General features: G+C 34.5%; 10 protein-coding genes. 8 read left to right on the top strand and 2 right to left on the bottom strand.

The features are described from left to right. Positions 1-625 precede the first annotated feature (625 nt). Both AABL87_RS09960 and AABL87_RS09955 read left to right on the top strand, forming a co-directional pair. The gene (locus tag AABL87_RS09960) at positions 626-1,894 is read left to right on the top strand and encodes an AAA family ATPase (RefSeq protein ID WP_058699176.1); all 1,269 of its coding nucleotides are present in this window, start codon (positions 626-628) and stop codon (positions 1,892-1,894) included. Then, positions 1,885-2,433 (top strand): hypothetical protein, encoded by a 549-nt coding sequence (locus tag AABL87_RS09955; protein ID WP_058699175.1) that lies wholly within the window; start codon positions 1,885-1,887, stop codon positions 2,431-2,433. Before AABL87_RS09960 ends, AABL87_RS09955 begins: the two co-directional genes overlap by 10 nt. Positions 2,434-2,746: 313 nt before the next feature. Here AABL87_RS09955 and AABL87_RS09950 read toward each other — a convergent pair whose 3' ends face one another. Both AABL87_RS09950 and AABL87_RS09945 read right to left on the bottom strand, forming a co-directional pair. Then, positions 2,747-4,072 (bottom strand): sensor histidine kinase, encoded by a 1,326-nt coding sequence (locus tag AABL87_RS09950; protein ID WP_006264558.1) that lies wholly within the window; start codon positions 4,070-4,072, stop codon positions 2,747-2,749. A gap of 10 nt (positions 4,073-4,082) precedes the next feature. After that, a complete protein-coding gene (locus tag AABL87_RS09945; protein ID WP_006262324.1) occupies positions 4,083-5,429 on the bottom strand; it encodes a sigma-54-dependent transcriptional regulator in 1,347 nt (448 codons plus the stop codon). 152 nt (positions 5,430-5,581) lie between these two features. Between AABL87_RS09945 and AABL87_RS09940 the strand changes: the two genes are divergently transcribed. The 6 genes from AABL87_RS09940 to AABL87_RS09915 are packed head-to-tail and all read left to right on the top strand — an operon-like array spanning position 5,582 to position 15,574. Beyond that, on the top strand, positions 5,582-6,823 hold the full coding sequence (locus AABL87_RS09940) for an efflux RND transporter periplasmic adaptor subunit (RefSeq protein ID WP_341277281.1): 1,242 nt from the start codon (positions 5,582-5,584) through the stop codon (positions 6,821-6,823). 23 nt (positions 6,824-6,846) lie between these two features. Next, on the top strand, positions 6,847-7,530 hold the full coding sequence (locus AABL87_RS09935; RefSeq protein WP_006262323.1) for an ABC transporter ATP-binding protein: 684 nt from the start codon (positions 6,847-6,849) through the stop codon (positions 7,528-7,530). 12 nt (positions 7,531-7,542) lie between these two features. Continuing rightward, positions 7,543-8,298, top strand: coding sequence for a GIN domain-containing protein (locus tag AABL87_RS09930; RefSeq protein ID WP_131540315.1), 756 nt, complete (start codon positions 7,543-7,545; stop codon positions 8,296-8,298). A gap of 4 nt (positions 8,299-8,302) precedes the next feature. Then, positions 8,303-10,681 carry an ABC transporter permease gene (locus tag AABL87_RS09925; RefSeq protein ID WP_341277280.1) on the top strand — a complete coding sequence of 793 codons (2,379 nt, stop codon included), beginning with the start codon at positions 8,303-8,305 and terminating at the stop codon, positions 10,679-10,681. Between the two features lies 1 nt (position 10,682). Continuing rightward, entirely contained in the window at positions 10,683-13,136 is a 2,454-nt protein-coding gene (locus tag AABL87_RS09920) for an ABC transporter permease (protein ID WP_006262320.1), read from the top strand. A 2-nt stretch (positions 13,137-13,138) separates the two neighbouring features. Then, positions 13,139-15,574, top strand: a complete 2,436-nt coding sequence (locus tag AABL87_RS09915) for an ABC transporter permease (protein ID WP_341277279.1) — start codon at positions 13,139-13,141, stop codon at positions 15,572-15,574. The last annotated feature ends 2 nt before the right edge of the window (positions 15,575-15,576 follow it).

Here is a 15,576-nt window from a genome sequence, read left to right as displayed (position 1 = left end):
ACCGTATAAATCACTTATTTTCTCTAGTAGTGTATTTTAATCCAATTATTTAGATGTTATTAGTTCATATTTTGAATTAGTTTGTTTACTTCTTATTTTTACAGAAAGAGGTCTGTTTTTCTCTAATAAATAGCTGTTATTTCCTTTTTAAGAGTTTTAGAAGACTTTTTATTTACTGTTTTTTTGCATATTTAGGCTATTTAAGCCTTTTTTTGTGTCTTTTTTTAAAAAATAAGCGTAGTTTTTTGCATTCATATTGAGATTTTAATGATTCAAATCATTGATCATTAGTTGTTTGTGGTTGTTTTTGTTTTTAGGGGTTAAAAACCAGAATAGCCTGTAATCCTAGATATAGTACGCTTTAGAGTGAGCTCCTTCAAGAGTTCTTCAACATTTCCCCAAGATTACTCTATTAGAGCACTTATTTCTTGAAGAAGTCTTGAAGAAGTGTTGGTGCAGTGTTGAAGATGTGATAGAGTACAGACTAGAAGTCTGCGCTAGTACATTTTACCTTTATCTCAGATAATAAGTGTATTACGTTTATGGATGTTGTATAAATGTGTACCATGATTTATATAAATACATAAAATGGTTTTATCTTTGGGAGTATAATATAGTTAATACAATGCAGAGACAAATTAAAGTTAAGAACTTCGGACCAGTAAGAGAGGGATATACAGGTAATGATGGATGGATAGATATCCACAAGGTTACTGTGTTTATAGGTGATCAAGGTTCTGGTAAGAGTACTGTTGCTAAATTGATAGCTACTTTTGTTTGGTTAGAGAAAGCTTTGATTAGAGGAGATAAAACTTTACCTCTTAAAGAGAATGCTTTTATTGAGTTATTAACGTATCATCGTTTACAGAATTATATAGAGCCTACTTCTGTACTGGAGTATAAAGGAAATTATTACCATTTAAGAGTTGTTGAAAGCGAAGGTAAGTATAATGTAGAGGCAACGTTATTCAATGAGCAGAATATCGTACAACCTAAGGTCATGTATGTGCCTGCCGAGCGCAATGTGTTGAGTTCGATAGAGAATCTTACTCATGTTTCTAGTTTAGTTGCTGGTAGCCTACAGACCTACTTGATAGAGTACAGATATGCTCAGTTAACGAATAAGGATAAGGAAGTAATCTTACCTATTAATAAAGCGAGCTTCTTATACGATTCATCTTCTGATAATAGCTATGTGGTAACGAATAATAAGCGACTAAAAGTAACGGAAGCTTCTAGTGGGTTTCACTCTGTAGTACCTTTGTATTTAGTAACGGATTATCTTTCTCAGTTTATTAAACAAGATGAGCAGAAATTGATTAATTCACTTAGTGCAGATCAGCAGATCCGGAGAAATGTTGAGATAGTCATGTCTAGAGCAATACAGGATGGAGACCATGTTGATGATTATAGATTAGATTCTACTGTATATTTAGATGAAAAACAGAGAAATGTAGATAACAAATACATCTGCCGTAGTGTAATCAATATTGTAGAAGAGTTAGAGCAGAACTTATTCCCTAAGTCTCAACGTAAGGTACTGAATAAGTTAGTTGCTTATAATAATGAGAATGAGTATAACCAGTTAGTCTTAACGACGCATAGTCCTTATTTGATTAATTATTTAACACTAGCAGTGAAGGCTGGTCGTGTAGCACAGTTAGCAGCAGATAATACTGAGGCTCTAAATAGGGTGGCTAATGTAGTTCCTCTAGAAGCAGTATTAGGAATAGATGATCTAGTGGTGTACCAATTAGATGAAGAAAGAGGAAGTATTGAACAGTTAGAAATGTATAAAGGATTGCCTTCTGATGAGAACTATTTAAATGATAGTTTAGAAGATATTAATATACAGTTCTCAGAATTATTTCAAATAGAGGATTTATGCAAGTAGATTTTTTTGATACTTCTTGTTTGACTGTTTTTTCTACTAGTAAGGTAGGGATTAGTGATGCGAATTCGGATAGTAATACGCCTGCAGTTGTGAAGTTTGAAGAAGAAGATGTTTGGGATTTTACGATTCATAATCCGAATAGGCATGAGGTAGAGTACAGAGCAATAGATTACTGTATAGATATTTTCAGATTGGTTGGTGATAACACTTTTAGTAGTGCTTCGACAGGTGAGGAGTTAATCAAGCGATGTGAAGGATTTCTCTTTAGAGCAGAACAGTTTGTTGTGTTTTTTGAGATAAAAACTGGATTGGGAAAAGGATGGTTTACAGATGCTTGTAGAAAGTTTGAAGAAACTATACTGAGTTTTAAAGAGCATCACTCTGATAAAAGTGATTTAATACGCAATCCTATTATTAGTAATAAGAATTACAGTACATATAGAGTCCCACAGAACTATGGTGTACAGAATGATATTTTAAGAGATAAGACAGGACTAAATATCGAGGTGAAGTTATCCACTTCGTATGATGTAGCATAGACAATAAAGAAACTCCACTTGATTAGGTGGAGTTTTGTTATTTATAGTGTCCCTCTTTTTGATAGCTTTTAGAGATCATATATAGAGATGTGGTCAAAAAGGTCGGGTATTAAGAAAATATCTAATAGACATTTTTAGTGATGTCCATTGTGTGACACGCATGATAATGCGTCTGTACTTTGACATAATCAGTAGGCGTGTGGACTAAATGCGTTTGTGGCTTAGTGGATATGCTAGTGTGATTCCTCCTATCGTCGGAATGACAAGATACTGGATATTATGCCATAGGTGCAATTTCTAATTCCTAATTAATTTAATACAGTGGGAAGTTAAGACTGAAGACTGTTCTGTCTTCTCGTCTGTGGTACGTTAGGTATCCATTGTGCATCTCTACGATATTCTTAGATAGAGGTAATCCAATACCTGCTCCTTCTTCACGGGTGGTGTAGAAAGGGATGAATATCTTTTCTTTAATCTCAGGGATGATTCCTAGTCCACTGTCTTCTATATCTATGTAGATACGATTGTTCTTTTCGTATAAGTTAATATGGATTTCTTTTACCTCTTGTTTGGCAGTGGCGTGTATTGCATTCGTCAATAAGTTGATAAATACTTGCTCCATCTGTTTAATGTCCCACTCTAGATTGATCTGCAGATTTAAGTTTGTTTGTACTTTGATACCGTTATTCTTAAATAGAGGCATCAGAGTTTCTATACTCATCTGTATGATGCGATTAACAGGGGCTGATTGCTTTTTAGGAGAGGTCAGCATGGTTAGCTTTCTATAGTTGTCTATGAATTGCTGTAAGTGATTAGTACGATTAACGATCGTATTGATACTTACTTTGATATCATCCATATCTTCTTCTGACAACTCTTCCTCTTCTAGTATTTCTTGAGTATTATGAGCAAGTGAGTGGATAGGTGTAAGAGAGTTCATGATCTCATGAGAGATAATCTTCATTAGATTCTCCCAAGTATCTTTTTCTTTTTTCTCTAACACTTTCTGAATAGAATCTAATAAAACGATGAAGTACTCTTGATTTTGACTTATTGTATTAGAAGTTTGGAGCATAAAGGTTTGTTTCTCCTCATGCTCTATTTTGATATCGATAGACTCTTTAGACTCTTTAAAGTTTAGCTGTTGTAGATGATGGGTTAGTGTAGGGAGTAGTCGTTCTAGGTTTGTCCAAGACCTAATCTTCGGTATATCGAATAGGGAAGAGAAGTAATCATTAATAAGGAATATGTCCCACTTATCGTTCTTCTTCTCTAGAATTAGAATACCTGTTTCTATATTGTTTAAAATATTTAGATAGACGAGCTCGCGTATTTCGTTTTGCTGTTGTTGTGTTTGCAGTTTATGGTAGAGCTTCTGTAAGTTGTTTAGTGTCTCATTAGGTTGCTCTTTTGTTGTCTTAAGCGAATAGTCATCATACATCATCGCTAGTACGATACGGTCTATGGCTGTGTAATATTTCTTCTGAAAAAAGAAAAGTTCAACGAATAAAGCGACTATCAGTATACATACCAAGACAAAGGAATACACAAGGTCCTTAGTGAACAAATACATGCCTAACAATCCTAATAGAAGGATGACTATAATGCGCAAGAAGGCTTTAAAGTGGAATGATTGCATAGGATTAAACTTAGTTTTTGATATTGTATTTTTCTAGTCTTCTGTATAACGCGGCTCTAGATAACCCTAGTTCTTCAGCCGTCTGAGAGATATTGCCATCGTACTTCTCTAGTGCTTTAAGGATAGAGATACGCTCCATATCTTGTAAGGTATTCTCTTCTGTAGAGGTATCGTTAATCATAGTTGGCGAAATACCGAAATCATGAAGGTTTAGCTCATCCTCTTCTGTTAGAATTAATGCGCGCTCTACACGGTTTTGCATTTCGCGTATATTTCCTTTCCAGTCGTAGTAAGTTAAGGCTTGCTGAGTAGATTCGCTAATACTTGGTACAGTACGGCTATATTTATGTGCATACTCTTCCACAAAGAATTGTAGTAGAGGTAAGATATCTTCTAGGCGATCTCTTAATGGCGGTAGCTGTAGTGTCACGGTGTTAATACGGTAATATAAGTCTTCTCTGAATGACTTCTCATTGACCTCTTGTTCTATATTAGCATTCGTAGCTGTGATGATGCGGATGTCTACAGGACGAGCTTTAGACTCCCCTAGTCGAATCACGCTTTTAGATTGGATGACTTGAAGAAGTTTGGCTTGTAAGTGAAGAGGTACATTGCCGATTTCGTCTAAGAATATAGTACCACCATTTGCGGCTTCGAAGCGACCTTCCGTATCTTGTTTAGCATCTGTAAAAGCTCCTTTAGCATAACCAAATAGCTCACTCTCAAAAAGATTTTCGTTTAAAGACCCCAAGTCTACATGGATGAATGGTTGCTCTTTTCGAGGAGAATTGTCATGTATATGTTTTGCCAATACGTATTTACCTGTACCATTCTCTCCTAATATTAGTGCATTAACATCCGTTTTAGCTACACGACTAGCCATCGTATATACTTTCTGAATGCTAGGAGCCTGGCCTATAAATACGTTATCTTCTTTTTGTGGTTTGTCTACTACTGTTTCTTTTTTGCGCAGTTGCTTGACTACTCCTTTTACGGTTTCTATAAGTGCTTCGTTATTCCATGGTTTTAGGATATAATCTACCGCTCCGAGTTTGATTCCCTCTACCGCAGTCTCTACATTACCATAAGAAGTCATCAGTATAATCTGTGTATTCGGTGCAATATTCTTAATCTCTTTAAACCAAAATATCCCTTCTTTACCATCTTCGAAGCCTACGCGATAATTCATGTCTAGAATAATCACATCTACTTCTTGTTGAGAAAGTATTTCTGCTATTTTTTTTGGGTTATTATTCGTCAATATGGTTTCAAAGTGTCTTTTTAGCAACATTTTTGCTGCGATAAGAACTTCAGAATTGTCGTCTAATACAAGAATTGTAGCGTTAGTTTTTCTCATGGTGTAAAGGTTTATTTCAAAAGCGAACGTTTTAGTGTCCGAAACTGAACAGTTTATTTTTTGATCAAATATTAAGTTGTTGATTTGTAATGATTAATGTGTTCATTAATGATTGGCACATTATTGTTATTATATCTATAAAACAATTAATAATGGATCGTACTATTCCTCGTAAAAATAGAAAAAAAGTTAAGATAATACTTGCTTCAGTTGGTATTATCGCTTTGCTATTAATCAGTTATATCACTTTTTTTCAGCATATCGCTTTAAACGTTGCTAAGAAAGAGATACGTATTCGTCCCGTAGAAGAGAACTTCTTCGAAGAGTATATTTCTTTTCAGTCTCAGGTAGAACCATTGCATTCTTTGTTAGTCAATATCACAGAAGGAGGAGCGGTGATGGAGAGATTAGTAGAGAATGGGAGTATGGTAGTACAGGGACAACCTTTAGTAAGACTGTATAACCCGAGTTCTGAGTTTAACTTTATGTCTCAAGAAGCTTCTCTGATCGATCAAATGAATAATTTGAATGTGAATAAGATGAATATTCGTAATCAAGAGTTAAATTTAACGAAAGATTTGATAAGTATCGAGTACGATTATAAGAATGCAGAGCTACAGTATGATCTGAATAAGAAATTATATGATCAAGAGATATTGTCAGAGAGTGATTGGAACAAAACAAGAGAGGCTCTAACATATCAAAAAAAGCGTAAGGCGCTGATGGAAGAGAGTATCCAAAAAGAGAAACAAAGTAATGCGTTACAAGTAAAACAAATAGATCAATCGATAGCTGTCATCAATAGAAGCTTAGAGCAGCTAAGAGAGAATAAACAGAATTTCTTATTAAAAGCACCTGTATCGGGGAGGCTGTCATCGTTCGAGGCTATATTAGGAAAGACGTATAACGGAGGAGAGAGTATCGGTAAGATAGATGTGATGGAAGGATATAAGCTAGTCGCACAGGTAGATGAGTTCTATCTCGATAAAATAATGCTTAAGCAGAGAGGGCAGATTGATATGAAAGGGCAAATCACGAATGTAGAAGTGATCAAAGTGTTGCCTGAGGTAAAGAGTGGTAGATTCGAAGTACACCTAGCTTTCGATACAGAAAAGGAGCTAAAACTACAGGAAGGGACGACCTTTGGAGTGAAGTTATTCTTGTCAGGAAAAGAGAAAGCGCTCTTATTACCTAAAGGTAATTTCTTTCAAGACACAAAAGGAGAATGGGTATATGTAGTGAAAAATAATAAGGCTACAAGAAGGAATGTAGAGATAGGACGCGAGAATCCTGCTTACTATGAAGTCATATCAGGCTTAGAAGTAGGGGAGGAAGTGATCGTATCAAGTTATAAAGATTATTTAAGAGTAGAACATTTAAACATAGAAGAATAATTATGGTAATAACTATTAATCAAATGTCTCGTGTATTTCAGACAGAAGAAATAGAGACAACAGCTTTAAATCAGGTTTCTTTAAATGTGAAAAAAGGAGAGTTTATCTCTGTTATGGGACCTTCAGGATGTGGAAAGTCAACACTGTTAAATATCATCGGACTATTAGATAATGCGAGTAGTGGAAGCTACCTATTATTAGACAAGGAGATGGTGGGATTAACAGAAAGTCAGCGAGCACAGATTAGAAAAGAAAACATCGGATTTATCTTCCAGAATTTTAATCTAATCGATGAGTTGACAGTGTATGATAATATAGAACTTCCTCTAATCTATAATAAAGTGCCTAGTAGTGAGCGCAAGAAGAGGGTAATGGAGATAGCAGAACGCTTGAACATAGTACATAGATTAAAACATTATCCACAACAGCTATCAGGAGGACAACAACAACGTGTGGCTGTAGGGCGTGCTTTAGTAACGAACCCTAAGATTATCCTAGCCGATGAGCCTACAGGTAACTTAGATAGTAAGAATGGTAACGAAGTAATGGAATTATTAACAGAACTGCACCAACAAGGAGCTACAATCATCATGGTGACTCACTCGAATCACGATGCTTCGTACTCAGAACGCACGATTTTAATGAAAGATGGAATGATCTTATCAGAGAAAATGAATACTAAAATCGTAGATGTTTTTGCAGAATAAAAACACAGAATTATGATACGTTTTTTATTAACACTTGTAGCCGCGCTATTGTCCTTTATCATGCATGGACAAGGTAAGCAAATGGTTACTATCGCTGGAGGAGTACAAAGTATAGAAGTATCTTCTATAGTGATAGTTAATGTTGATGCAACTAGGGATTCTAATACAGTAGAAATAGTCACTGATATGGAGAGCCCAGAAGAGTTAGTACAAATCAGACAGGTAGGAACTAAATTGTCTATTGAATCCAAATCTCCAAACAGAAGATATAAAAGTATAGGAAAGATTACAGTGAATGTTTCTCAGAAGTCAGTACTTACTTATTACGCTAGTGCTATGGCTAGAATAGTGGTGTCTGGTAGAGTATCTGGTGATAGCGCTAAGATATCTGTTGATGGGGCTGGATCTATAAATGCTAATTTCTCTGTGAATACAATCAGTATTAATGTAGACTCAGCCTCTAAGTATGTTGGTAATGTAACAGCGAAGACAATGAAGGCTAATGTAGACTCAGCAGGTCGTGTGGAAGTGACAGGAGATGTCGAATCCCTTGTAGTCAATGTGGATAGTGCAGCGACATTCGCAGGCAAAGGCTTAAAAGCAAAAACAGTAAAAGCTGAGGTAGACTCTATGGGGAAGGCAGAAGTGTATCCTACAGAAAGTCTAAATGCTTATGCAGACTCTATGGGTAAAGTGGTGTACTATAATACACCAAAAGAATTAAAGAAATATACAGATTCTATGGGATCAGTTAAGGCAGGTAATTAGTGTTATGCTAAAGAATTGGTTTAAAATATATATTAAAAATATCAGCAACTCTAGATTGTTCTTTTTGTGGAATATCATAGGGTTAGCTATTGGTATGGCTTCTGTTATCCTAGCAGTGACTTACTATAAGAGTGAGTATAGCTATAATAGATGGATACCTAAGGTAGGTAATATGTATGAAGTAAACCTAGAGATGGGAAAACAATCCAATTCTATCTATATCCCTGCAGGGGTAGGACCTTATTTATTAGAGAATCGATTAGCTGAAGACTACTGTTACTACGCGTTAGAGTATTTAGATTTCTATGGGGAGAGTAAAACAGAACAGGGAGTTGTAAGTAAGATATTGAATACACAGGAGTCATTCTTTCACTTTTTTCCTTTTGAATTTAAGTATGGCGATAAAGATAGACTGTTCATAGATGACTATTCTATAGCAATATCTTCTAATCTAGCTACTCGTTTTTTTGGAGACACAAATCCCGTGGGTGATACACTGTCGTTAGCGCATCAGAAGTATGTTGTAAGAGGGGTGTATGAATTAAATCAACGTGCTACGATAATGCCTGAGGTAGTACTTGCTTCTATAGACTTTGATGAAATAGAAGAGTATGAGTTATGGCAAGAGAATGTAGGTGGACTCGTGTTTAAAAAAGCAGAAGGAGTAGACCAGGTTAAGTTATTAAAAGAACTAGAAGAAGTTTACTACAATAAGAAAAAGAAGAATAAATACTTTGATGATAGAGGAGATGAGGTTACTTCTAAGTTAGTTCCATTAGCAGAAGCTCGATTTGAATCTAAGCAGAGTACTCTATTAGAAGGAAATACAAAGAGAGAAACAATAGGGTTAATCAGTGGGTGTTCGTTCTTAATCTTTTTACTGACTGTAGTGAACTATATCAGTCTGAATCAGTCTAATGTCTTAAGTAGAGCAAAGGAGTTGTCTCTTAGAAGAATTATAGGAGCTTCAAAAGGACAGTTGGTATTACAGTTACTTTTTGAGACGGTACTGAATGTCTTAGTTGCGTTAAGTATTTCTTTGGTTTTAGTAGAATTGAGTTTACCTATCTACAACAGTTTTTTACATCAACACTTAGTATTCTCTTGGGAAGCTATGGGGATTGTGATTTTACTGATAGGTGGAGGAATTATTTGTCTAGGAGGTTTGTTACCTGCTTTATACGGTAGTATTATCGCTAGACAACACACTAAGGGAGGGCAAGTACAGCTTCATTTAAGTATCTCTAAGTGGAGAATGGCATTCGTGGGAATACAGTTGGTGATTGCTTTCTTTTTCTTAATCGCTGGATGGCTAGTGTATAATCAGGTGGATTATATGCAAAGCAAAGAATTAGGATTTAAGGGAGAGCAGGTATATCAAGTCAAGCTATATACACAACAGATCAGACGTAAGATGTATAGATCATCTAAAGTCATAGAGCAAATAGCGGATATAAAAGGGGTGAAAGGTGTAGGGCTGTCTACGATCTCTTTTAAAGGAAATAGTATGAATACGAATCATACGGTTTATTACCAACAACAGAAAATAACGGACTTCATCATGGATGGTGTAGATGAAGGGTATATACAGATGATGGGATTCAATATGCTGGCGCTTCAGGAGGATATAGATGAAGATCTCCCAACCGTATATGTCAATGAGAAATTTGTTACTCAACTAGGTAAACAACCTAGTGATGTAGTAGGAGAGGTCATAGCATATGACAGTAATACATTTATCATAAAAGGGGTAATAGGAGACTTTAATCGAGACGGATTTGAAGAGAGTATAAAGCCAATGCTTCTGTTTCACTGGAGAGATATAGAGTTTTTGCCTTATGGTATAGAGTCTCTATCTGTGCAGATAGATCCAGAGATAAAGGAAGAAACTCTAGAACGTCTACAAGCATTCTGGATAGTGAATGTCGATTATGAGTATCCGTTTGAGGTGATGGCTGTGAAGAAACAGTTTGCTCAGACTTATCAGAAAACATTATCACAGCGCAATATGTTTATGCTGTGGAATGGTGCAGTAGTGTTGATCGCTCTGTTCGGACTCTACGCGGTGATGTCCTTTGCAATAGAACAACAATTAAAGGAAATCGTGATCAGAAAAGTATTAGGGGCTAGTGAGAAAGAACTCTATCTGAAGTTACTGAAGCCTTTTATATATGCTCTGGGGATTACTTATGTATTAGTACTATATCCTACATATTGGTTGATGAGTAAATGGTTAGATAGGTTTGTAGATCATACAGATATTTCGGTTTACCCATTTGTACTTTCTTTAGTGCTACTCTCTGTTTTAGTCTTTGTGGTTTTAGCAAGTAAGCTGTATAAGGCTGTTAAAATCAATATTATTAATTATATCAAATACGAATAAAATGTTAAAGAACTGGTTGAAAATATATTGGTACAATACGATGAAGCACAAGATGTATTTCTTGTTGACAGTAGTAGGATTGACACTAGGTATTGCGTCAGTTGTATTAGCATCGTTGTACTATCTAGAAGAGTCTAGTTATGATCAGTGGAATCCTTATAAGGATGAGGTGTATCTCGTAGAGACTGTAGCTCCGAATTTCTCTATGACAGATCAGTTCCGTCCTATGGGAAGGTATCTAAAGGATAATTATAAGGAACTAGATGATTATATGTACTTTGGATATAATGGTTCTTTAAATTTTATTTATAATGAGAAGACAATAGATGTAAAGGATACATATGCTGTACAAGATAACTACTTTGAGTTTTTTCCATTCGAGTTTGTATATGGTAATGCTGAAAAAGCGTTAGTTAATCCTAATGATGTAGCGATAGATATTAAGATCTCTGAAGCACTATTTGGGGAAGGAGTAAACCCAATAGGTAAGACAATAGAAGCTGTTAATCCAAACTATGATAGTCAGGGTAACACTAGGTTTATAATCTCTGGTGTATACAAAATAGGAGACCTACGCAGTTCTTTTGCTCCTAATGCAGTTATGAATAATTTGCCTGAAAAGCCTAGTGAAAATGATGACTGGACGAAGGAATTTGGATTAAATCTATGTGTGAAGACTAAACAGCCTGATAGAATTAAAAAGGCTATAGTGGAGCTTAGAGATAAATATGTTGCCATTCCTAAGGCAGAGAAGGATGGTCTAACATTAGAGCAATATAAAGAAGAGGAGCCTTTTAAATACTATACAGGAGATATCGTATTAAATAAACTTGCAGATGCTCGTATGTTACCGAATAAAAGGTTATTATTCCCAGCAGGTAGCGCAAATGTGCAAATGCTAAACATTAGTATCTTCTTATCTATGACGATACTCTTACTTTCTATTTTTAATTATGTCAATCTATCATTAACGCAAGTAGTGAGTAGAGGAAAAGAAATAGGAATGAGAAGAGTAGCTGGTGGAGGTAAGAGAAGTTTTTATCAGCAGAGTATTTTTGAAACTGCTATTGTGGTTATTCTTTCTTTAGTATTAGCTATTTGTATTATTGAGCTCATTCTGCCTTATATCAATGTCTATTTAGAGGCGAATATCACATTTTCGTTTATCAATGATTTAGCTGTTCTTATCGTTATTGCCACTTTAGTGATTCTGATATGCGGTGGTATTCCTGCTTTTTTTGTTTCAAGATTTGAGACTGTCAAATTATTAAAAGGAAATGTAATAGGGACTAAAGGAGGTAAGTGGCTTAGTAATGGTTTTTTAGTTCTTCAATTTACAATAGCTTGTTTCTTTATTATTGGTTCTATCATCGTCAATGAGCAAGTAAGTTATATGCTCAATAAAAGTCTGGGTTTTAAAGGAGATCAAGTTATTAATATAGAGTTTCTTAATCATAATAGTTATACAGGAAAGCGCGCTGCTAAATATGCAAGCTTCAAAGCCGAACTAGAAAAGATTAGAGGAATAGAGTCGGTATCTACTAGTACCATAGGTTTTGGAAATGCTTCAAATGGTGTATTTGGTACCTATCACAACAACGGGAAAGAGAATTTGATGATTAGTAATGTTATGATAGACTATGATTTCTTCGATGTATTAAAGATTGAATTAAAAGAAGGTAGGATGTTATCTGCTCAATTATCTTCTGATAGTTTAGATAATGTGGTGGTGAATGAGACTTTTGTTCGTAGGATGAATTTGACTAAGCCTCTTGATACTTCAGTAGAACTGCTAGGTACGAATAAAAAAATAGTGGGAATAATTAAAGACTTTAATATCGATGGACTAGAAGATAAAATATTACCATCAGTATATTCTTATATGCCAGAGACTAAGCATAGCTATGGGATGTATTCTGTCATATACATAAAGGTTGTTCCAGAATATTTTAGTAAGACTATTGTTGATATCGAGAAGCTGTGGAAGAAGTACAATATAGAAGAAAGGGATGTGTTTCAATACAAGTTTGTAGATAAGCAGTTTGCAGAGACTTTCCATAAAGTACAGATGGAGAAGAGAATATTTAATATTCTAAGTACTGTAGTTGTATTCATTGCTTTATTTGGACTGTTTGCTGTATCGTCTTTTACAATAGGAACAAAGCTAAGAGAAGTAGCTATCCGCAAGGTATTAGGAGCTGAGACTTTCGGACTGTTAAGACAATTGACATTTCAGTATATAATCTATTGCTTGGTTGGATTCGGTATAGCAGTATTCCCTAGTTATTATTTTTTAAATAAGTGGTTAGCGAACTATGCGTATCGCATAGAGATCGGATGGAGTGTGTATGTGTATAGTTTGTTGTTGATTTTAGGATTGACATTGTTGATTGTTATTAGTCGTGCTTATAAGGCGACTAGAGTAGATGTATTAAAGTATATCAAATACGAATAGAGATGTTAAAGAACTGGTTAAAGATTTATTGGTACAATACGATGAAACACAAGATGTATTTCTTGTTGACAGTAGTAGGATTGGCGATAGGTATTGCGTCAGTTACATTAGCATCGTTATATTATCTAGAAGAGTCTAGTTATGATCAATGGAATCCTTATAAGGATGAGGTTTTTGTCTTAGAGTCTAAAAGTGATCAGATCTCTAGTAATAGTCAGCCCTTTGCACTAGGGTATTTCTTAAAAGAGAATTACCCTATAGTGGAAGATTATATGTACTATAATGGGGTGTATTTTAGAGGAAATGTAAAAATAGATGAGAAGGAATATGCTATTGAGAAAGTAATATATGCTCAGAAGAATTTCTTTTCTTTTTTTCCTTTTGAGTTTGTTTATGGCAATGAGAAAACAGCGTTTAATAATCCAAATGATATTGCTATAGAACTAGAATTAGCTGAATTATTATTCGGAAAGAATGTTAATCCATTAGGAGAAGAAATTGAGATAAAGGATGTTAAGTATAGTGTATCTGCTGTCTATAGGATAGGACATGATATAAGAAGTTCTATGAGTCCTAATATTGTAATAGATAAGTTAAGTACTGAAGAGATAGCGTCTAGAGGAGATTGGTTTACAAGTAATTATAATTTAGTAGTTAAAACCAAAGATAAAGAACAGACTAGAGTCGCTATTGATAATTTATTCTATAAACATTTTTATTCTGTTTTAGCAGAGTCTAAAGGAGTTTCTGTAGAAGAATTTGTAGAGACTACTTTTAAAAGCTTCTATGCTAAGAGTTATTTATTACCCTTAAATGGCGCTAGGATGAATGCAATTGGTTATTTTTTTCCTGAAGGGAATACTAATTTATTGATGTTGAAAATTATAGTGGGACTTTCTGTTATGATTCTATTGTTGTCCACATTTAATTTTATCAATCTAGCACTATCTCAATCTCTGAATCGAACTAAAGAAGTTGGGGTGAGAAAGGTTTTAGGCGCAAATAGAAGTTTAATTATTAGTCAAGGGCTTTTAGAATCCTTTATAACAACTGGAATAGCTTTATTATTAAGTGTTATTATTTTAGAATTATTAGTGCCGTTCATAAATGTATTTGTGGGTACAACGATTGAGTTCTCGTTTTTTAAGTTTATAGGCTTATTATCGAGTGTATTAATAGTTGTCACTCTCTTGGTAGGTATCTTACCAGCACTATATCTCGATAAGATGGATACGTTATCAGCACTTAAAGGTTTTATCTATAAAAGCACTAGTGGAAGAGTAATAAAGAATAGTTTTTTAGTTCTACAGTTTGTTATTGCTAGTTTTTTTATCACAAGTGGGATATTGATACATCAACAGGTTAATTATATGCTTCATAAAGATCTCGGCTTTAAGGGGGATCAGGTAATAGGTGTATTATTTAAGGAAAATAGAGAATACGATGGGACTTCTGATCGATTAAATCAATACTATAATTTTAAAGAGGAACTTCTACAAATAAAAGGAGTGGAGGATGTGTCAACAGCTTCTTCACACTTTGGAAGTAATGCATTATCTAATACGTTTACTTATCATTCATATCAATCAGAAGAGTTTTTAGTAGAACAAATAGGAATGGATTATAACTACTTTGATCTATATGATATAAAGATGAAACAAGGGAGGAATATATCTTCTCAGTTCGCTTCAGATAGTATTAATAACATTATTGTCAATGAGGCCTTCGTTAGAGAAATGAAAGAGAAAGAACCACTAGGGAAGTTTATAGAAGGCAAAGGTTTTAAGTACAGAATCATAGGTGTGGTAGATGACTATAATAATGAAAGATTAGCAAACGAAGTAAAACCTAAGATTTACTACCACTTTCATACTAATCAAAGGATAAGAAATAATTTTCTGTATGTCTCTATTAAATTAAGTAAAGATAAGATAGAACCTACTCTAGAAGCTGTTGAAAAAACATGGAAGAAATATAATATAGATAGTAAAATTCCTTTTGTTTATGAATTTGTAGATCAACGTTATGCGAAAACTTTTGACCGTGTTTTATTAGAGAGAAAAGTATTTAGAGTATTAAATTATACAGTTGTATTCATTGCTTTATTTGGACTGTTTGCTGTATCGTCTTTTACGATAGGAACAAAGTTAAGAGAAATAGCTATCCGCAAGGTATTAGGAGCAGATACTTTTGGGCTGTTAAGACAGTTGTCATTTCAGTATGTAATCTATTGCTTGGTTGGATTCGGTATAGCAGTGTTCCCTAGTTATTACTTTTTAAATAAGTGGTTGGAGAATTATGCGTATCGCATAGAGATAGGATGGAGTGTGTATGTGTATAGCTTATTGTTGATTTTAGGATTGACATTACTGATTGTTATCAGTCGTGCTTATAAGGCGACTAGAGTTGATGTATTAAAGTATATCAAATACGAATAGAG

The sequence above is a fragment of the Myroides sp. C4067 genome, from assembly GCF_038039665.1.
In the GTDB taxonomy this organism is placed as follows: domain Bacteria; phylum Bacteroidota; class Bacteroidia; order Flavobacteriales; family Flavobacteriaceae; genus Flavobacterium; species Flavobacterium odoratimimum.
The sequence above is the reverse complement of the archived record's forward strand: the minus strand, read 5'-3'. Positions and strand labels throughout refer to the sequence as shown.